The following is a 17140-nucleotide window of genomic DNA, read 5'->3' as shown; positions in this document are numbered from 1 at the left end:
GAAACCTCACTGTGGCGGTAGATACCGCATCGGATCGACCGGTTTTCCGTTCTTGCGAACCTCGAAGTGCAGCTTGACCCTGTCAGTATCACTGTTACCCATTTCGGCAATCTTCTGGCCCTTGCGGACCGTTGACTGCTCTGCCACCAGCACCTTGTCGTTATGACCGTAAGCGGTGAGATACGTGTCGTTGTGTTTGATGATGACAAGATTCCCGTAGCCGCGCAAGGGGCCTACGTGAATCACCCTACCCTCGTCGGCAGCCAGCACCGGATCGCCTTTCTTGCCAGCAATATCGATGCCTTTGTTACCTTTGTCGTCAAATTTACCAATCAATTGTCCGCTCGCCGGCCAGGCCAGGCGGACGTCGCCTGCCGGGGCCGACGCGCCAGCTGCCGCGCTGGCGCCGGCGGCCGCGGCCGGGGCGGCCGCTGCGGGCGTAGCCGCCGGGGCGGAAGATGCGCTCATCGGCGTGCCCACCGGCCGCGTGGCGTCGATCGGCTGCGACTGCACCGTGCCCGGCGCCACCGGCACGGTGGCCACGCCCGGGGCGGCGTTCACGTCGGCGCTCGGGGGCACCACGCGCAGCAGCTGGCCGACCTCGATCTGGTTCGCGTTGGCCATGTTGTTCCAGGCCGCCACGTCGCGATACGACTGGCCATTTTCCAGTGCGATTCGGTAAAGGGTATCGCCGCGCTTGACCCGATAGTATCCGGCAGGCGCCGGCTCGAGCGGTGCGGCCGTCTGGGGGGTGCCGCCGGACGTACGGTCCACCACGGGTGCCGGCATCGGCGAATTGGCGCAGGCGGCCAGTACCGCCGCGCAGGCCAGGATGCTCAGATGTTGTCCGACTCGTGTGAAATTCTTCTGATTCACGATGTTGTGCATAGTTCGACTCAGATGGTGCCCGATTTTAAGGGCACAAAGAAAACGGCTTCAAGCGCGGTCCTGTGAAATCGATGCCGATTGAGGCGCTCGATCAGCAGCAGTTGCTGCGTCACCGTCTGACCCGGCGCGCCGTTGCCAGGTGTCACCACCGGCGCAATCAGACGCCCGCCGATGGCCAGTTGTTCCAGCAGGGCCTGCGGCACCTCCATGCCGGCCGCGGCAAGGATGATCGACGAGAACGGCGCGGCCTGCGGCAAGCCCAGCATGCCGTCGCCGTAATGCAGGCGGATATTCGGCACGCGCAGCGGCCGCAGGTTGGCCTTGGCTTGTTCGTGTAGCGGACGGATTCGCTCGATGGAGAACACTTCCTGCGCGCACAGGCTCAGCACCGCGGCCTGGTAGCCGCAGCCGGTGCCGATTTCGAGCACGCGCGCCAGCGGCTGATCGGGGGTCAGCCCCTCGCGCAGCAGCTCGATCATGCGCGACACGACCGAAGGCTTGGAAATGGTCTGCTGATGCCCGATCGGCAGCGCCGCGTCCTCATAGGCCTGCGAGGCCAGCCCCGGCTCCATGAACAGATGGCGCGGCACCGTGGCGATGGCGCCCAGCACGCGCTCGTCGCGGATGCCGCCGGCGCGCAGGCGCGCGGCCAGCGCGGCACGGGCCCGGTCCGACGCCATGCCGCCGCCGCCAGCCGTGGCCGCCGACGCGCGCGCCTCCACGGCACTGCCCGGCGGGGGCGGTGCGGCAGGCGGGGCGGCAGGCTTGCGGGGCTTTACGGTGGCAGGCGCCGGTGCGGCCGCGCGCTTGCCCACCGCCGGCATGCCGGCAGTGCGCGCGGGCGCTGGCTTGCGTTCGACTACCGCATCCAGCGGCAGCGGAAAGCGGGGGCGGCGCGGCGTGGAACTCATTTCGGATACGGCGCTGGAACCAGGGGAAGGACAAAAACGATGCCGCCGCGCAGCATACCGGCGCGGCGACCGCGAAAAAACGCCTGAGGGGCGCGCGGCGATGACACGCTCACCCCAGCCACTGTTCGATCTGTGCGAGCTGGCCGCGATGCGTCAGGTCCAACTGCAGCGGCGTGAGCGAGACGAAGCCATGGGCCGTGGCATGGAAATCGGTGCCCTCGCTGGCGTCGCGCGCGTCGCCGGCCGGGCCGATCCAGTAAATGGGGTCGCCGCGCGGGTTCACCTGCTGGATCACCGGCTGCGACGGATGGCGCTTGCCAAGGCGCGTGGCGCGGTGCCCGCGGATATGCTCGAACGGCAGGTTCGGAATATTGACGTTGAGCAGGAACGGTTCGCGCGGCGGACGCGCAATCACGTTCTCGACGATCTCGCGCGCCACGCGCGCTGCCGCATCGAGATGCTCCCAGCCATGGTTGACCTGCGAGAACGCGATCGACGGGATGCCGAACAGGTAACCCTCGATGGCCGCGGCGACCGTGCCGGAGTACAGCACGTCCTCGCCCATGTTCTGGCCCTGGTTGATGCCCGACACCACCAGGTCCGGCCGATCCTGCATCAGGCCGGTCAGCGCCACGTGCACGCAGTCCGTCGGCGTACCATTGATATAGCGGAACCCCTTCTGCACGCCTTCCTTCGCCTCGTACACCGAAAGCGGGCGCTGCAGCGTCAGAGAATTCGACGCGCCGCTGTGATTCTGTTCCGGAGCGATCACGGTCACGCGCGCCAGGGGCGCGAGTGCTGCGTGCAGGACGGCGAGCCCCGGCGCAAGGTAACCGTCATCGTTGGCGAGAAGGATATGCATGGCCGCGATTGTACCTGAGCGAAAGGCCGCTGGCGGCACCGCGGATGCACCGGAAACGGGACAGATGCAGCGCCGGCGCCCCCGCCAGCCGGCCGCCATGCGGCGCCCGAATAGGCGACATGCAGCGATTTTTTCCTGCAGAACGATCGTGCTTTTCTTGCGCTACACTTGCCCGGCGTCGTGCCCGGCCGCCCCGGCGTTCCTGCCGGGCACGGCACCGGCAAGACCACATCACACATGGGAGACACAATGAAAGCCGTACTGTGCAAAGCCTGGGGCCCGCCCGATTCGCTGGCGCTGGAAACCCTGCCCGACCTGGTGCCCGGCGACGGCGAAGTCGTCATCGACGTCAAGGCCGCCGGCGTGAACTTCCCGGATGTGCTCATCATCCAGAACAAATACCAGGCCAAGCCCGAGTTGCCGTTTTCGCCCGGCTCGGAGCTGGCCGGGGTGGTCAATGCCGTCGGCGCCGGTGTCACGCATGTGAAGCCCGGCGACAAGGTGATTGCCTATCTGGGCAACGGCGCGTTTGCCACCCAGGCCCGCGCGCCGGCCAAGGCCGTGGTGCCGATGCCGCCCGGCATCGACTTCGACGTGGCCGCCGCGTTCACGCTGACCTACGGCACGTCGCACCACGCCGTGGTGGACCGCGGCGAGCTGAAGGCCGGCGAAACCATGCTGGTGCTGGGCGCAGCCGGCGGCGTGGGCCTGGCGGCTATCGAAATCGGAAAGGCCATTGGCGCCCGCGTGATCGCCGCGGCGTCCACCAACGAAAAGCTGGCGGTCTGCAAGGAACACGGCGCAGACGCCTTGATCAACTACACCACCGAAGACCTGCGCGAGCGCATCAAGGCGCTGACCGACGGCAAGGGTCCGGACGTGATCTACGACCCGGTGGGCGGCGTCTACGCGGAACCGGCCTTCCGTTCGATTGGCTGGCGGGGCCGCTATCTGGTCGTGGGCTTCGCCAATGGCGAAATTCCGAAGATTCCGCTGAACCTGGCGCTGCTCAAGGGCGCGTCGCTGGTCGGCGTGTTCTGGGGCGACTTCGCGCGGCGCGAGCCGAAGGCCAACCAGGCCAACATGGCCCAGATGCTCGGCTGGATGAAGGAAGGCAAGATCCGTCCGCATATCTCGGCACGGTATCCGCTGGAACAGGCCCCGCAGGCGCTCAAGGACATGGAAGCGCGCAAGGTGACTGGGAAGATCGTCATTACCCCGTAAAGCTGCAATGCCCGACCGGTTTGCTCCCTTCTCCCGCTCGCGGGAGAGGGGAGAAAACCCTCAACGAACGATCAGAGTTTCTCCGTCTCGCCGCTCTGCGGCTGCCACTTCATCAGGCGCTTTTCGCCCGCCGTCACCATCCAGTCCAGCACCAGCGCGAAGGCCGTCAGGACCACGATGCCGGCAAACACCGTGTTGATGTCGAACGTGCCCTCGGCCTGCAGGATCAGGTAGCCGACGCCGCGCGCGGACCCCAGGTACTCGCCCACCACCGCCCCCACGAACGCCAGGCCCACCGACGTATGCAGCGACGAGAACACCCAGCTCGTGGCGCTGGGCAGGTACACATGGCGCAGCAGCTGCTGCTTGTTGGCGCCCAGCATGCGGGCGTTGGCCAGCACCACCGGGCTCACTTCCTTCACGCCCTGGTAGACGTTGAAGAACACGATGAAGAACACCAGCGTGACGGCCAGCGCCACCTTCGACCAGATGCCGAGGCCGAACCAGACCGCGAAGATCGGCGCCAGGATCACGCGCGGCATCGAGTTGGCGGCCTTCACGTAGGGATCGAGCACGGCTGACGTGAACGGGCTCAGCGCCAGCCACAGCCCCACGCCCAGCCCGGCCACGGTGCCGATGCCAAAGGCCAGCACGGTTTCCAGCAGGGTCACGCCCAGATGGATATAGATATCGCGTTCGACGACGAACCAGTTCCAGATCCGCTGCGCCACCATCAACGGTTCGCCAAAGAAGAACGCCACCTCCTGCGAGCGCGTGGCGACGTGCCAAACGACCAGGATCACCACCAGGAGCAGCAGCTGCCAGACGCGCAGCATGCCTTTGGAATCAGCACGAAAAGCCATGATCTTGTTATTGTCGGGTCCGGTAAATCAGGCCACCTTGCGCTGCTGCGCGTAGCCCTTGAGCACTTCCTCGCGCAGCACGTCCCAGATGGCGGCGTGCAGTTCCACGAAGCGCGGATGGTTGCGGATCTCGGCCACATCGCGCGGACGCGGCAGGTCGATCGTAAATTCGCCAATTGGATGGGTGCCCGGGCCGGCCGACAGCACCACCACGCGGTCGCTCATCGCAATCGCCTCGTCCAGGTCGTGGGTGATGAACAGCACGGCCTTGCGCTTGGCGGCCCACAGGTCCAGCACTTCGTTTTCCATCAGCTGGCGGGTCTGGATGTCCAGCGCCGAGAACGGCTCGTCCATCAGGATGATGTCGGGGTCCATCACCAGCGTTTGCGCCAGGCTCACGCGCTTGCGCATGCCGCCCGACAGCTGGTGCGGATAACGGTCGCCAAACCCGCCCAGGCCCACGCGGCGCAGCCATTCCTCGCCCTGCGCCACGGCGTCGGCGCGCGGAACGCCACGGAATTCCAGGCCGGCGATCACGTTGTCCAGCGCGCTGCGCCACGGCATCAGTGCCTCCGCCTGGAACATGTAGCCGGCGCGGGTATTGATGCCGGCCAACGGCTCGCCGAAGACACGCACGGTGCCGCTGGACGGCTCCAGCAGGCCGGCCGATACATTCAGCAGCGTGGACTTGCCGCAGCCGGTAGGCCCCACCACGGAAAGGAATTCGCCAGGCTGGATGGACATCGTGACATCGCGCACAGCGGTATACCGCTGCGAGCGGTCTTCGCGCGAGACGAAGGTGCAGGTCACGTTTTCAAGGGAAAGTGCAGGCGTGCTCATGACGGCATGACTCTGAGAAACGTTTCGCCCGCCGGGCGCCCATGCAGGGCGGGCGCGGCGGGCGACGAAAGACGCCCCGGACGGGGCGCAATGCTCACTTGTACTTGGCGTTGGCTTTCTGCACGAACGAATTCGTAAAAGTGCCATCCAGCTTGATCGCCTTGCCCTTCAGGTCGGGATCGAACTGCTGCAGCGTGTTCAGCGCGGTCTTGGGGCCGTCGGCCGGCATCAGGCCGTCCGGCGAGATCGCTTCCTTTACCTTGTCCCAGGCCGCCAGGTACAGCGCGCGGTCGCCCAGGAGGTAGCTCTCCGGCACGGTCTTGACGATGTCCGACGGGCCGGCCGCCTGCAGCCACTTCAGTGCGCGCACCATGGCGTTGGTCAGCGCCTGGGTCGTGTTGGGGTTCTGCTCGATGAACTTCGTCGACGCATACAGGCAGCCCGACGGCATGTTGCCGCCGAACACCGACTGCGTTTCCTTGAGGGTGCGCGTGTCCGAGGCGATCTTGACCTCGTTCTTCTGCGTCAGCATCGAGATCACCGGGTCCAGGTTCGCCATGGCGTCGATCTGCCCCGAGCGCATCGCGGCCACCGCGCCGGCGCTCGCGCCCACGCCGATGAACGACACGTCCGACGGCTTCAGCCCGGCCTTGGCCAGCACGAAATTGGCCATCATGTTGGTCGACGAGCCCGGCGCGGTCACGCCGATCTTCTTGCCTTTCAGGTCGGCAATCGACTTGAAGTTGGGCATGGTCTTGTTCGACGTCACCAGCACGATCTGCGGGGCGCGGCCCTGCAGCACGAATTCCTGGTAGTGCTGGCCCTTGGCCTGCAGGTTGATGGTGTGCTCGTAGGCTCCCGACACCACGTCGGCGCTGCCGCCCACCACGGCCTGCAGCGCCTTGGCGCCACCGGCGAAATCGACGATCTCCACGTCGAGTCCTTCTTCCTTGAAGTAGCCCAGCCGCTCGGCAATCGTCAGCGGCAGGTAGTAGAACAGGTTCTTGCCACCCACGGCGATGGTCACCTTCTGCTTCTCGGGCTTGCCCTGCGCGAAGGCGCTGCCGAACGTGAACCAGCCGGCCAGGAACAGCGCCAGTGCAATCAGCAACTGCTTCCAGAAAGGTTTGTTGTACATGGGGGTCTCCTGCCTTTTCCGATTCCTGCTTCTGTTTGGATGAGGGCGCGCCGCGTGCCGACGCACGAAAGCCGGGACGCCGCCCAAGCGGCTCCCGGCGATGCTACCGGACACAGCCAGTGTCCGCATCGGGATCAACACCTAATGTCGGCACAATGAGGCAGCCGCGACGGCCGTGCCGCCGCCACGGGCCTTCCATCCGCTGGCCTGCCCTGCCCGGCGGCTTATTCCGCGTGGATGTTGGCGGACTTGATCACCTTGGCCCAACGCTGCAGTTCGGCCTTCTGGTACTGGTCGAGCTGTTGCGGGTTCATGTACTTCGCCTCGGCGCCAAGTTCCTCGGCCTTCTTGCGGAACGCCTCGGTCTTCATGATCTTCTCGATCTCGGTGGTCAGCTTGTCCACCACGGCCTTGGGCGTGCCCGCCGGCGCGTACATGGCAAACCACGACGAGACATCCAGGTCGGGGTAGCCCGCTTCCGGTGCCGACGGTACCTCCTTGAGGCTTTCCAGGCGCGACTTGCTCGTCACCACCAGCGGGCGCAGCTTGCCGGCGGCGATATGGCCCATCAGCGGCGGCGGCGTGGTGATCGTCATGTCGACGTTGCCGCCCAGCAGGTCGGTCATGGCCGGGCCGGTCCCCTTGTAAGGCACGTGCGTGATCTGGATGCCGGCCATCTGGTTCAGCAGTTCGGTGGACACGTGCTGCAGCGACCCGTTACCCGACGATGCGTAGTTGAGCTTGTTCGGATTGGCCTTGGCGTAGGTCACCAGTTCCTTGAGCGACTTCACCGGCAGGCTCGGGCGCACCACCAGCACCTGCGGCGCCGACAGCAGGTTGGCCACGGGCTGGAAATCCTTGACCGGGTCCCACGACGTTTTGGTCAGCAGCGGCGTGATCACGTGGTAGCCCGAGTACTGCACCAGCAGCGTGTAGCCGTCAGCCTTGGCGCGCTGCACGGCTTGCGCGGCGATGGTGCCGTTGCCGCCCGGCTTGTTGTCGACCACCACCGACTGGCCCAGCGCCTTCGACAGCGGCTCGGAGATCAGGCGCGCCGCCAGGTCGGTGGTGCCGCCGGCGGCCGCCGACACCACCAGCATGACCGGGCGATTGGGATAGGAGCCGTCCTGGGCCTGGACGGTGGTGCCGACAGTCAGGCCGGCAGCGGCCAGCGCGGCGCAGGCGCCGATGAGGTTGCGTTTCATGCTTTGTCTCCGTATGTCTTATTTGGGGGACCCGAAAATCCGAAAATCCTGTTGTTCTGCGGCCCGGTCAGGCGTTGGCGAAGAACTCCGCCATCCAAGCGGGCGGCTGGTGCGTGCGCAGGCGCGGGCCGGCGCGCAGCAGCTGGCTGGGCACGTCGCGCTGCACCAGTTCCGACACCCCGCCCACCACGTTCAGCAGCGCGTCGAGGTCGACGCCGGTATCGACGCCCATCGCCGCGAACATATGCACCAGTTCCTCGGTGCTGACGTTACCGCTGGCGCCCGGCGCGTACGGGCAGCCGCCCAGGCCGCCGGCCGCCGCGTCGAAGCGCGTCACGCCGGTCTGCCACGCCGCGATGGCATTGGCCAGGCCCATGCCGCGCGTGTTGTGCAGGTGGATCGTCAGGCCGGTCTGCGGCAGCGCGCGCTGGAACGTCTCGCACAGCGCGGCCACCTGGTTCGGATAGGCCATGCCCGTGGTGTCGCACAGCGTGATGCCGGCCGCGCCGGCGTCGGCAAACGTGCGCGCCAGCGCCATCACGTCGGCGTCGCTGACCTCGCCCTCGAACGGGCAGCCAAACACCGTGGACAGCGAGACGTTGACCGGCACGCCGGCCTTGCCGGCCTCGTCGATCATCGCCAGCAACTGGGCCTTCGACTGTTCGCGCGTCATGCGCAGGTTGGCGCGGTTATGCGTCTCGCTGGACGACATCACCAGGTTCACTTCGTCCGGGCGGCACGACAGCGCGCGCTCCAGGCCGCGCAGGTTCGGCACCAGCACCGTGTAGCGCACGCCCGGCACGCGCTCGATCTGGTGCATCACGGCCTCGGCATCGGCCAGGGCGGGAATGGCCCGGGCCGACGTGAACGAGGTCGCCTCGATGCGCGCAAACCCGCAATGGGCCAGAGCGTTGACGAAGGCGACCTTGCCTTCGGTGGGCACCACGAACGGCTCAATCTGCAGCCCGTCGCGCGGCGCCACGTCGTTGATCTCGATGCGCGCCGGCCCTGCCAGCGGATAGGTCTGGGCGATGGGTTGACTCATGCGATCACTCCACGGGCGCGCAGGTCGGCAATGGCCGCCGCGTCGAAGCCGGCCTGCGCCAGCACGTTGTCGGTATGCTCGCCCAGCGTGGGCGCGCGGTCATGGATGGCACCGGGATTGCTCGACAGCTTCGGGAAGACGCCCGGCACTTCCACGGTGAGGCCCTTGGCCGACGTCACCGTCTCGATGACTTCGCGGGCGCGGTAGTGCGGGTCTTCGGCGATGTCCTTGACCGTATAGATGCGGCCGGACGGCACGTCGGCGGCGCGCAGCACTTCCAGCGCCGAGGCCACCGTCTGCGTGCGGGTCCAGGCGGCAATTGCGGCGTCGATGTCGTCCACCCGCTTGACGCGGCCGTCGTTGCGGGCCAGGTCCGGGTCCTCACCCAGGTCGTCGCGGCCCATCGCGGCCATCAGCCGCTTGAAGATCGCGTCGCCATTGGCGGCGATCAGCACGTATTCGCCGCAGCCGCACGGATAGGCATTGGACGGCGCGATGCCCGGCAGCGCCCCGCCCGCGGGCTGGCGCACCGCGCCAAATGCCGAATACTCGGGCAGCAGGCTTTCGCTGAGATTGAACAGCGACTCATAAAGCGCCACGTCGATGACCTGGCCCTTGCCGCCGCGCGCGTCTCGCTCGTACAGCGCCAGCAGCACGCCCAGCGCGCCATGCAGCCCGGCAATGGTGTCGCCCAGCGACAGGCCGGCGCGCACCGGCGGCCGGCCCGGTTCGCCCGTCAGGTAGCGCAGCCCGCTCATGGCCTCGGCCACGGCGGCAAAGCCGGGCTCGTCGCGCTTCGGTCCCGTCTGGCCGTAGCCCGACACGCGCAGCATGATCAGCCTGGGGTTGGCCGCGTGCAGCACATCCCAGCCCATGCCCCACTTTTCCATGGTGCCCGGACGGAAGTTCTCGATCAGCACGTCGGCCTCGGCGGCCAGTTGGCGCACGAGGTCCTGCCCTTCTCGCTGGCGCAGGTCGATGGCAATCGACTGCTTGTTGCGCGACTGGGCTTCCCACCAGACCGAGGTATCTTCGTGAAGCATGCGCCACTTTCGTAGCGGATCGCCCTGGCCGGGCGGTTCCACCTTGACCACGTGCGCACCAAAATCGGCAAGGGTCTTGGCGGCAAAGGGGCCGGCGATCAACTGGCCCAGTTCGAGGACCTTGATGCCATTGAGAATCTGTTGCGCCATGCTGGAAATGTCTCCGTGAAACTGACCCATGCGGGGGATTTGGCTTGGTTTCGACGGAGTGTGCCGCAGCTTCGGGGTGACGCGGAATCGGCATTCCGGAAAGCGGGCTATCTCGGAATGCGAAAGATTGGGGCTAACCCTGACGAGGGGATGGGTCAACTTCCGGTCCGGAGTTGCCGTTATCCGGGACACCTCCCGGGCGCAGTTCCGGCACCGTTCCGGCACGCTGCGCGCCCGCCACCCACCCTCCGCGGCTTCGTCACCATGCGATTTTTCCGCTTCTGCCGGATTCTCTGCGCCGCCTGCGCCGGCTGGATGGCCACGTCCGCGCTGGCGCAGACGCCCGCCACGACGACCATCGTGCTGTATTCGGAAGCCGCCCAGCGGCCGCTGTCCTATGAGGAAAACGGCGTCCCCCGGGGCGCCTACATCGACAGCGTGCAGCGCGTGCTGAAACGGCTGCCGCCCGAATACCGGGTCGAGATCCGCTTCGCCTCATGGGCGCGCGTGGTCGAGGAGGCCAGGTCCGGCAACAGCGCCGGCATCCTGGGCGTCTACTACCGTCCGAAGGAACGGCCCTACCTGAACCATTCGAAGGCGTTCTACGCCGAGGACGTGGCCGTCCACTGCAATCGCGATGCCGTGGAAGGCCGTACCTTCCGCACCTATCCCGACGATTTTGCCGGCCTGAAGTTCGGTAACCAGCGCGGCTACCTGGCCCCGGGGCCGCGATTCTTCCAGTTCGCCCGGGAAGGCCGGATCGAGGTTGTCGAGGGCCACGAGTTCCAGGACCTGGTCAAGAAGATGCTGGTGGGAGAGATCGACTGCGTGGTCAACCCCAGCGTGGTCCTGAACGAGGCGCTGGTCACGCTGGAGGCGCGCGGCCTGCCCGAGCGCATGCGCTACAAGTCCAGGCGCGTGCTGAACGTCAAGACCGAGACCGTGCATATCGGCTTCAGCAAGCAGTACGAGGCATCGCATCCGGAGCTGGCCCGCTTCCGCGCGCTGTTCAACAAGGCAGTGGATGAATAGAATCCCTCCCTGAATCCTCCAGGATCGAGCCCTTCATGCCACTGCTGCCCCCGGTTCATTCGATCCGGAACAGAATGATCGTGCTGTTCATCGTTGTCACCACGACAACGCTGGGGGCCTTTGCCGCGCATCGCCAGTGGCAGTTGCAGCAGGAACTCGCGCGCCGCTTCGAGCGGACCCGCGCGGAGATCATGGATGGCCTGGGCCAGAGCCTGGCCGAACCTGCCTGGGCGCTCAATGTCGGCATCCTGCGCTCCCGCCTGGAAGCCACGCTGGTGCACCCCGAAGTCTCCGAGGCCTGCGTGTTCTCGCCCGACGGCAAGGAATCCTATGCCATGGCCGGCCGCCCTGCCGCGCCGGGCACCGCCCCTTGCACCGTGGCCGGACCGCACGACGTGCTGAGCGAGGTGCGGATCTACCCGCCGGCCAATATCGATGCCGCGCGCCGCGAGCAGTCGATCGGCACGGCCGTGATCCGGTTCTCGCGCCAGCCGATGCACCGGGCGCTGCGCGCGGCGATGATCCAGGGCATTACCGAAGTGGCCGCCATCGACGTGGTGCTGGTGCTGCTGCTGACCTTTGGGCTGCGCATGGTATTCCGCCCGCTGGAACACCTGCAGCGCGCGCTGTTCCAGCTGGCGTCGAGCCACGGCGACGAGCTCGACGAACTATCGCGGCTGGGCCGTACCGAGTTCGACAGCGTCATCGACGGCTTCAACCAGGTGTTGCGCAAGCTCAAGCTGATCATCGCCGAACGGACCGAAGCCGAACTGACGGTGCGGGCCGCCATCCAGCGCAGCCACGAGGCCTTTGCACAGATCCAGGCCACCCAGGCCGAACTGGTCGAGAAGAATCTGCAGCTCGAGGCGCTGTCCAAGACCGACCAGCTGACCGGCGTGTTCAACCGGCGCCATCTGGACGCGGTGCTGATCAGCGAGCTGGAACGCCACCGACGCGACGGCAGCCTGTTTTCGATCATCCTGATCGACGTGGACCGCTTCAAGGCCATCAATGACAACCATGGCCATCAGATCGGCGACCGGGTGCTGGTGGAAATGGCCGAGCGCATCCTGGAAATCACGCGCGATGCCGATACCGTGGGCCGCTGGGGCGGCGAGGAATTCCTGATCATCTGCCCCGACGCCACGCCCGAGGTCGCCGTGCAGTTTGCCGAACGGCTGCGCCGCACGGTGTCCGAGCGGGCGTTTTCGGTGACGGGAGACATGACCGCCAGCCTGGGCGTGGCCAGCGTGCAGCCCGGCGACACCATCCACGGGATGATCTCGCGAGCCGACCAGGCGCTCTATCGCGGCAAGAACAACGGACGAGACCGCGTGGAGTACGCGGACGAGGGCTTGACCACCCCATAGCCCGGCGGGGCAGTGCTCAGAACGGGGCGCGGTCCCCGCACAGGTGGGCAATCAGCAGCCGGGCCGACACGGTCAGGCCGGCTGGGTCGCGCATGCCGATCAGCAACGACCGGCGGGCCCAGGCATCGCGCAACCCCACCAACGACAGCCCCATCGACTTCACATGCGGCTCGGCGGCGATGCGCGGCAGCACACCCACCCCCAGCCCCGCCATCACCATGCGGCACATCGCGTCGAAGCTGCGCACCTGGATGCGCAGGCGGAACTGGCGTTCCAGCCGGCTGCTCTCTTCGAGCAGCCGCGCGGCCAGCGACGTCACCTGGGGCAGGCTGACGAAGTCGTATTCGAGCGCATCGGCGTAATGCACCGGACCGTCCTGGGCCAGCGGATGGCCCGGCGGCGTGATGATGACCAGTTCGTCCTGCCGGTATTCGACCGTGACCAGCCCGGTGCAAGGCGTGCGGTCGGCAAAGATGCCGACGTCGGCCCGGTTTTCCATCAGCGCGGCCACGATGTCGCTGCTGTTGTGCTCTTCGAGCTCGATGCGGATGGTGGGATGCTGGCGCATGAATTGCGCCAGGTCGTCGGGCAGGAACTGGGTAATGGCCGACGTGTTGGCGCAAACGCGCACCTGGCCGCGCACGCCGGACGCATAGTCGGACATCACGCCGGCCATGCGCTCAACGTCCTGCAGGATGGTCAGCGCGTGGTGAAAGCAGGCCTGCCCCGCCTCGGTCAGCTGCACCCCCGCCGCATGACGGAAGAACAGCGGTGCGCCGACGGCGGTTTCCAGGTCGGAAATCCGCTTGCTGGCGGCCGCCACGGCCAGATGCGACTGGCGCGCGCCGGCCGAGATGCTGCCCTGCCGGGCCACGGCCACGAACAGGCCCAGCGTCACGAGATCGAAGCGCGCCAGGTTCATGGTCAGAGCGTGCGCCGGTCCATCACGGCGCGGGCAATGGTACCCGCGTCCACGTATTCGAGTTCGCCACCCACCGGCACGCCGCGCGCCAGGCGCGACACCTTGAGCCCGCGCGCCTTGAGCATTTCGCCGATGTAGTGCGCGGTGGCCTCGCCTTCGCTGGTGAAGTTGGTGGCGACAATCACCTCGGTGGCCGGACCGCCGTACTCCGGGTCGGTGGCACGCGCCAGCAGGCGATCCAGATGAATTTCCTTCGGGCCGATGCCGTCGAGCGGCGACAGCCGCCCCATCAGCACGAAGTACTGCCCGCGATAGGTCAGGGTCTGTTCGATCATGACCTGGTCGGCGGGCGTTTCCACCACGCAGAGCAGCGCGGCGTCGCGGGCGGGGTCGCGGCAGGTCTCGCAGATGTCCTGCTCGGTGAACGTATTACAGCGTTCGCAATGGCGGATGCCATCGGCGGCGCCACGCAGCGCGTCGCCCAGTTTGCGCGCGCCGTCGCGATCATGCTGCAGCAGGTGATACGCCATGCGCTGGGCCGATTTCGGCCCCACGCCGGGCAGCACCTTGAGCGCCTCGATCAGCGCCTGCAGCGAAGTGGGCGGCGCCGCCTTCATGGCACCGCCTGGAACAATGCGCGCATGGGGACGTCGATCAGAACGGCAGCTTGAAGCCCGGGGGCAGCGGCAGGCCCGAGGTCATCGAGCCCATTTTTTCCTGCGTGGTGGCCTCGGCCTTGCGCACGGCGTCGTTGAACGCGGCAGCGACCAGGTCTTCGAGCAGGTCCTTGTCGTCGGCCAGCAGGCTCGGATCGATCGTCACGCGCTTCACGTCGTTCTTGCAGGTCATCAGCACCTTCACCAGACCGGCGCCGGACCGGCCCTCGACCTCGATCTGGGCCAGCTGCTCCTGCATCTTCTTCATGTTGTCCTGCATCTGCTGGGCTTGCTTCATCAGCCCCGCCAGTTGGCCTTTCATCATGGCATCACTCCTTCGATATGTGTGTATGGGGTGGGACGGCGCCGCATGGTGTCGATCCAGGCGGGCCGCCTCTCGAAATCAGGCAGCGCGCGGCTGCACGGAGCCGGGCACGATCTGCCCGCCGAATTCGCGCAGCAGGCCCTGTACGAACGGGTCCCGGTCAATCTCGGCCTCGGCCTCGCGCTGGCGCTCGGCACGCGCCGCGGCTTCGACGGCCGCCGCGGTATGGGTCACGGCGCCGATCTCGCAATGCACGCGGACCTCGACGCCAAAGTGTTCATTGAGCGCCGTTTGCAGGCGCTCGGCCACATTGGCCTCGCCAATGGCCGCCACCGGCACGCGCAGATGCAACGTCCGGCCCACCACGCGGTGCAGCTCGCTCTGATGCGCCAGCTGCTGCGCCAGGCCCTTGAGCGGCAGGCTGGCGGCCAGCGCCGGCCAGTCGCCCGTGAAGACCGGCGGCGTACCGTCGTCGGACGCGCTCGGCGCCACCGGCGGCACGGCCGGTGCCAGCGCGACCGCCGGCTCGGGCTCGGGCGCCGCCTTGCGGGCCTGGGGCTGGGCGGACTGGCCCGGGGCAGCACGTCCGGCGCCACGCGGCGCGCGGTCGAAGCCTTCCGATTCGAACCCGTTGTCGTACCCGCCAAAGTTGGGGTCGAAGCCCGGATCGCTATCGTAGGGGCCGATCACCGGCATGTCGGCCGGCATGGCTTCCCACGGCGGGACATCGCTGCCACCGGCGGCTTCCCACGGCGGCACATCGGCGGCAGGCTGTGCCGGCCGAGCGGGGCTGGCGGCAGCATGCGCCGGGCGCTCGCGCATGGGCTCCGACGCGGCCGGGGCCTGCTGGGCGACTGCCCCAGGCACGGCGGGCGCAACAGGCACGGCGGCCGCGGCGGGCGCAGCCGGTGCGGCGGCAGTGGGCCGGGCCGGTGGCGCGGATGCGGGTGCCGGTGCCGGTGCGGCCGTGGTCGCCGGGCGCGAAGCCGAGGGCGGACGCAGCGGCTGGGCCGCCGGGCGCTGACTGGACGCGGCTGCGGCGCCAGCCATCGGCGGCGCGCTGGCGCCGGCCGGACGCGAAGCACCCTTGCCCGCCGACGCCTGACGCGCGGCTTCCAGGGCGGCACGGGCCGGAGACATGGCGGTGCGGCTGCTGGCCGGCGCGGCGGGCGCTTCGGCAACGACCGGGGATGCGGGGACTTCGGCACGCGCCGGCGCGGCTGCCATGGGCGTTGCAACCGGTTCCGCTACCGGCTCGGGCATGGGCGGAACGACGGCCTTCGCCACATCGGCAACTGGCGTCTCGGCGTTCGGTGCAAGCGCCCGGGCCACGGGCGCTTGGGGCGCGGCAGCCTTCACCGGCACGGCTTCGGGAGCCTGAGCCACCGGCGCAGCCGGCATGGCACGGGGCGCGGCGGCCGGCGGGCTGGCCGGACGCGGCCGCGCCACGGCCTGGCCGCCACCGCCCTGCCCGCCCAGCGGCGCGGCAGGCGTGGCCGACGGCCGGAAGGCCAGCATGCGCAACAGCGTCATCGTGAAGCCGGCATATTCGTCCGGCGCCAGCGCAAGCTCGCTGCGGCCCAGGTTGGCGATCTGGTAGAACAGCTGGATTTCCTGCGCGTCGAACTGGCCGGCCAGGCGACGCACATCCTCGGCTTCGGGCCATTCGTCCTGCACCGATGCCGGCACGGCCTGGGCCAGCGCGATCTTGTGCAGCAGCGAGCCCAGGTCCTGCAGCGCGCCGGCAAACGACAGGCTTCGGTCGGCCATCGAATCGGCAATGCCCAGCATCGCGGCGCCGTCCTCGGCGGCCAGCGCATCGAGCAATTGCACCAGGAAGCTCTGGTCGATCGCCCCGAGCATGCCGCGCACGGCTTCCTCGGACACCTGGCCGGCGCTGTACGCGATGGCCTGGTCGGTCAGCGACAGCGCGTCGCGCATCGACCCATGGGCAGCCTGCGCCAGCAGGCGCAGCGCACTGCCGTCGTGGTGGATACCTTCCTGGCCCAGGATATGGTCCAGGTGCGACACGATATGCCCCGGCGGCATCTGCTTCAGGTTGAACTGCAGGCAGCGTGACAGGACGGTGACGGGGATCTTCTGCGGATCGGTCGTGGCCAGGATGAACTTGACGTGCCCGGGCGGCTCTTCCAGCGTCTTCAGCATCGCGTTGAAGGCGTGGTTGGTCAGCATGTGCACTTCGTCGATCATGTAGACCTTGAAGCGGCCGACCGTCGGCGCATAGACCGCCTTGTCGAGCAGCTGCGCCATCTCGTCCACGCCACGGTTCGACGCCGCGTCCATCTCGATATAGTCGACGAACCGCCCGCTATCGATCTCCAGGCAGGCCTTGCACTGTCCGCAGGGCTGGGCGGTGATGCCGCCGCTGCCGTCCGGGCCCGTGCAATTGAGCGCCTTGGCCAGGATCCGGGACAACGTGGTCTTGCCGACACCGCGCGTGCCGGTGAACAGGTAGGCGTGATGCAGCCGCTGCTGTTCCAGCGCATGCGTGAGCGCGCGCACCACGTGCTCCTGGCCGACCAGCGTGGTGAAATCCCGTGGGCGCCATTTGCGCGCTAGAACTTGATAACTCATGGCGGCGATTGTAGCAAAAGGCGGGCCTCGGCAATCGGGAGCCGGCCCGGCAAACCCCGGCCGGCCGGCGC

The 17140-nt window shown here is 67.7% G+C and carries 16 protein-coding genes; 3 read left to right on the top strand and 13 right to left on the bottom strand.

Features of this window, described 5'->3' with window-relative positions; all coding sequences use genetic code 11:
• Positions 1 to 6: 6 nt before the first annotated feature.
• From AC3G88_RS04230 to surE, 3 genes are all read right to left on the bottom strand, one after another.
• Complete coding sequence (locus tag AC3G88_RS04230; RefSeq protein ID WP_488770360.1) at positions 7 to 888, bottom strand: peptidoglycan DD-metalloendopeptidase family protein; 882 nt, start codon at positions 886 to 888, stop codon at positions 7 to 9.
• A gap of 8 nt (positions 889 to 896) precedes the next feature.
• On the bottom strand, positions 897 to 1799 hold the full coding sequence (locus AC3G88_RS04225) for a protein-L-isoaspartate(D-aspartate) O-methyltransferase (RefSeq protein ID WP_092594117.1): 903 nt from the start codon (positions 1797 to 1799) through the stop codon (positions 897 to 899).
• Positions 1800 to 1908: 109 nt separating this feature from the next.
• Positions 1909 to 2661 (bottom strand): 5'/3'-nucleotidase SurE, encoded by a 753-nt coding sequence (gene surE, locus AC3G88_RS04220; protein WP_488770361.1) that lies wholly within the window; start codon positions 2659 to 2661, stop codon positions 1909 to 1911.
• Positions 2662 to 2910: 249 nt separating this feature from the next.
• On the opposite strand from surE, the gene AC3G88_RS04215 reads away from it, so the two are divergent.
• A complete protein-coding gene (locus tag AC3G88_RS04215) occupies positions 2911 to 3885 on the top strand; it encodes an NADPH:quinone oxidoreductase family protein (RefSeq protein ID WP_488770362.1) in 975 nt (324 codons plus the stop codon).
• A gap of 71 nt (positions 3886 to 3956) precedes the next feature.
• On the opposite strand, the gene AC3G88_RS04210 is transcribed toward AC3G88_RS04215, so the two are convergent.
• The 6 genes from AC3G88_RS04210 to AC3G88_RS04185 form a co-directional block, all read right to left on the bottom strand.
• Positions 3957 to 4748: an ABC transporter permease gene (locus tag AC3G88_RS04210; RefSeq protein WP_488770363.1), complete on the bottom strand. Its 792-nt coding sequence runs from the start codon at positions 4746 to 4748 to the stop codon at positions 3957 to 3959.
• A gap of 27 nt (positions 4749 to 4775) precedes the next feature.
• Positions 4776 to 5588 carry an ABC transporter ATP-binding protein gene (locus AC3G88_RS04205; protein ID WP_488770364.1) on the bottom strand — a complete coding sequence of 271 codons (813 nt, stop codon included), beginning with the start codon at positions 5586 to 5588 and terminating at the stop codon, positions 4776 to 4778.
• Positions 5589 to 5682: 94 nt separating this feature from the next.
• Complete coding sequence (locus tag AC3G88_RS04200; protein ID WP_400394631.1) at positions 5683 to 6726, bottom strand: ABC transporter substrate-binding protein; 1044 nt, start codon at positions 6724 to 6726, stop codon at positions 5683 to 5685.
• Between the two features lie 224 nt (positions 6727 to 6950).
• Positions 6951 to 7931 (bottom strand): Bug family tripartite tricarboxylate transporter substrate binding protein, encoded by a 981-nt coding sequence (locus AC3G88_RS04195; RefSeq protein WP_488770365.1) that lies wholly within the window; start codon positions 7929 to 7931, stop codon positions 6951 to 6953.
• A gap of 67 nt (positions 7932 to 7998) precedes the next feature.
• A complete protein-coding gene (locus tag AC3G88_RS04190) occupies positions 7999 to 8976 on the bottom strand; it encodes a hydroxymethylglutaryl-CoA lyase (protein ID WP_488770366.1) in 978 nt (325 codons plus the stop codon).
• Positions 8973 to 10169, bottom strand: coding sequence for a CaiB/BaiF CoA transferase family protein (locus AC3G88_RS04185; protein WP_488770367.1), 1197 nt, complete (start codon positions 10167 to 10169; stop codon positions 8973 to 8975). The genes AC3G88_RS04190 and AC3G88_RS04185 overlap by 4 nt, the downstream gene beginning before the upstream one ends.
• Before the next feature lie 264 nt (positions 10170 to 10433).
• Here AC3G88_RS04185 and AC3G88_RS04180 point away from each other — a divergent pair, with 264 nt between their 5' ends.
• Complete coding sequence (locus tag AC3G88_RS04180) at positions 10434 to 11201, top strand: substrate-binding periplasmic protein (RefSeq protein ID WP_488770368.1); 768 nt, start codon at positions 10434 to 10436, stop codon at positions 11199 to 11201.
• 35 nt (positions 11202 to 11236) lie between these two features.
• The gene (locus AC3G88_RS04175; RefSeq protein WP_488770369.1) at positions 11237 to 12571 is read left to right on the top strand and encodes a GGDEF domain-containing protein; all 1335 of its coding nucleotides are present in this window, start codon (positions 11237 to 11239) and stop codon (positions 12569 to 12571) included.
• Between the two features lie 16 nt (positions 12572 to 12587).
• Here AC3G88_RS04175 and AC3G88_RS04170 read toward each other — a convergent pair whose 3' ends face one another.
• The 4 genes from AC3G88_RS04170 to AC3G88_RS04155 form a co-directional block, all read right to left on the bottom strand.
• On the bottom strand, positions 12588 to 13493 hold the full coding sequence (locus tag AC3G88_RS04170; protein WP_153945295.1) for a LysR family transcriptional regulator: 906 nt from the start codon (positions 13491 to 13493) through the stop codon (positions 12588 to 12590).
• A gap of 2 nt (positions 13494 to 13495) precedes the next feature.
• On the bottom strand, positions 13496 to 14110 hold the full coding sequence (recR, locus tag AC3G88_RS04165; protein WP_153945296.1) for a recombination mediator RecR: 615 nt from the start codon (positions 14108 to 14110) through the stop codon (positions 13496 to 13498).
• Between the two features lie 37 nt (positions 14111 to 14147).
• On the bottom strand, positions 14148 to 14474 hold the full coding sequence (locus AC3G88_RS04160; protein ID WP_488770370.1) for a YbaB/EbfC family nucleoid-associated protein: 327 nt from the start codon (positions 14472 to 14474) through the stop codon (positions 14148 to 14150).
• A 78-nt stretch (positions 14475 to 14552) separates the two neighbouring features.
• Positions 14553 to 17069 (bottom strand): DNA polymerase III subunit gamma/tau, encoded by a 2517-nt coding sequence (locus tag AC3G88_RS04155; protein WP_488770371.1) that lies wholly within the window; start codon positions 17067 to 17069, stop codon positions 14553 to 14555.
• Positions 17070 to 17140 lie beyond the last annotated feature (71 nt).

The sequence above is a fragment of the Cupriavidus sp. 86D6 genome, from assembly GCF_057815095.1.
The sequence above is the reverse complement of the archived record's forward strand: the minus strand, read 5'-3'. Positions and strand labels throughout refer to the sequence as shown.

What these genes read in the sequence shown, in the direction of transcription:
- AC3G88_RS04230 (WP_488770360.1), bottom strand. Translation starts at nt 888, where the DNA reads ATGCACAACATCGTGAATCAGAAGAATTTCACACGAGTCGGACAACAT.
- AC3G88_RS04225 (WP_092594117.1), bottom strand. Translation starts at nt 1,799, where the DNA reads ATGAGTTCCACGCCGCGCCGCCCCCGCTTTCCGCTGCCGCTGGATGCG.
- surE (WP_488770361.1), bottom strand. Translation starts at nt 2,661, where the DNA reads ATGCATATCCTTCTCGCCAACGATGACGGTTACCTTGCGCCGGGGCTC.
- AC3G88_RS04215 (WP_488770362.1), top strand. Translation starts at nt 2,911, where the DNA reads ATGAAAGCCGTACTGTGCAAAGCCTGGGGCCCGCCCGATTCGCTGGCG.
- AC3G88_RS04210 (WP_488770363.1), bottom strand. Translation starts at nt 4,748, where the DNA reads ATGGCTTTTCGTGCTGATTCCAAAGGCATGCTGCGCGTCTGGCAGCTG.
- AC3G88_RS04205 (WP_488770364.1), bottom strand. Translation starts at nt 5,588, where the DNA reads ATGAGCACGCCTGCACTTTCCCTTGAAAACGTGACCTGCACCTTCGTC.
- AC3G88_RS04200 (WP_400394631.1), bottom strand. Translation starts at nt 6,726, where the DNA reads ATGTACAACAAACCTTTCTGGAAGCAGTTGCTGATTGCACTGGCGCTG.
- AC3G88_RS04195 (WP_488770365.1), bottom strand. Translation starts at nt 7,931, where the DNA reads ATGAAACGCAACCTCATCGGCGCCTGCGCCGCGCTGGCCGCTGCCGGC.
- AC3G88_RS04190 (WP_488770366.1), bottom strand. Translation starts at nt 8,976, where the DNA reads ATGAGTCAACCCATCGCCCAGACCTATCCGCTGGCAGGGCCGGCGCGC.
- AC3G88_RS04185 (WP_488770367.1), bottom strand. Translation starts at nt 10,169, where the DNA reads ATGGCGCAACAGATTCTCAATGGCATCAAGGTCCTCGAACTGGGCCAG.
- AC3G88_RS04180 (WP_488770368.1), top strand. Translation starts at nt 10,434, where the DNA reads ATGCGATTTTTCCGCTTCTGCCGGATTCTCTGCGCCGCCTGCGCCGGC.
- AC3G88_RS04175 (WP_488770369.1), top strand. Translation starts at nt 11,237, where the DNA reads ATGCCACTGCTGCCCCCGGTTCATTCGATCCGGAACAGAATGATCGTG.
- AC3G88_RS04170 (WP_153945295.1), bottom strand. Translation starts at nt 13,493, where the DNA reads ATGAACCTGGCGCGCTTCGATCTCGTGACGCTGGGCCTGTTCGTGGCC.
- recR (WP_153945296.1), bottom strand. Translation starts at nt 14,110, where the DNA reads ATGAAGGCGGCGCCGCCCACTTCGCTGCAGGCGCTGATCGAGGCGCTC.
- AC3G88_RS04160 (WP_488770370.1), bottom strand. Translation starts at nt 14,474, where the DNA reads ATGATGAAAGGCCAACTGGCGGGGCTGATGAAGCAAGCCCAGCAGATG.
- AC3G88_RS04155 (WP_488770371.1), bottom strand. Translation starts at nt 17,069, where the DNA reads ATGAGTTATCAAGTTCTAGCGCGCAAATGGCGCCCACGGGATTTCACC.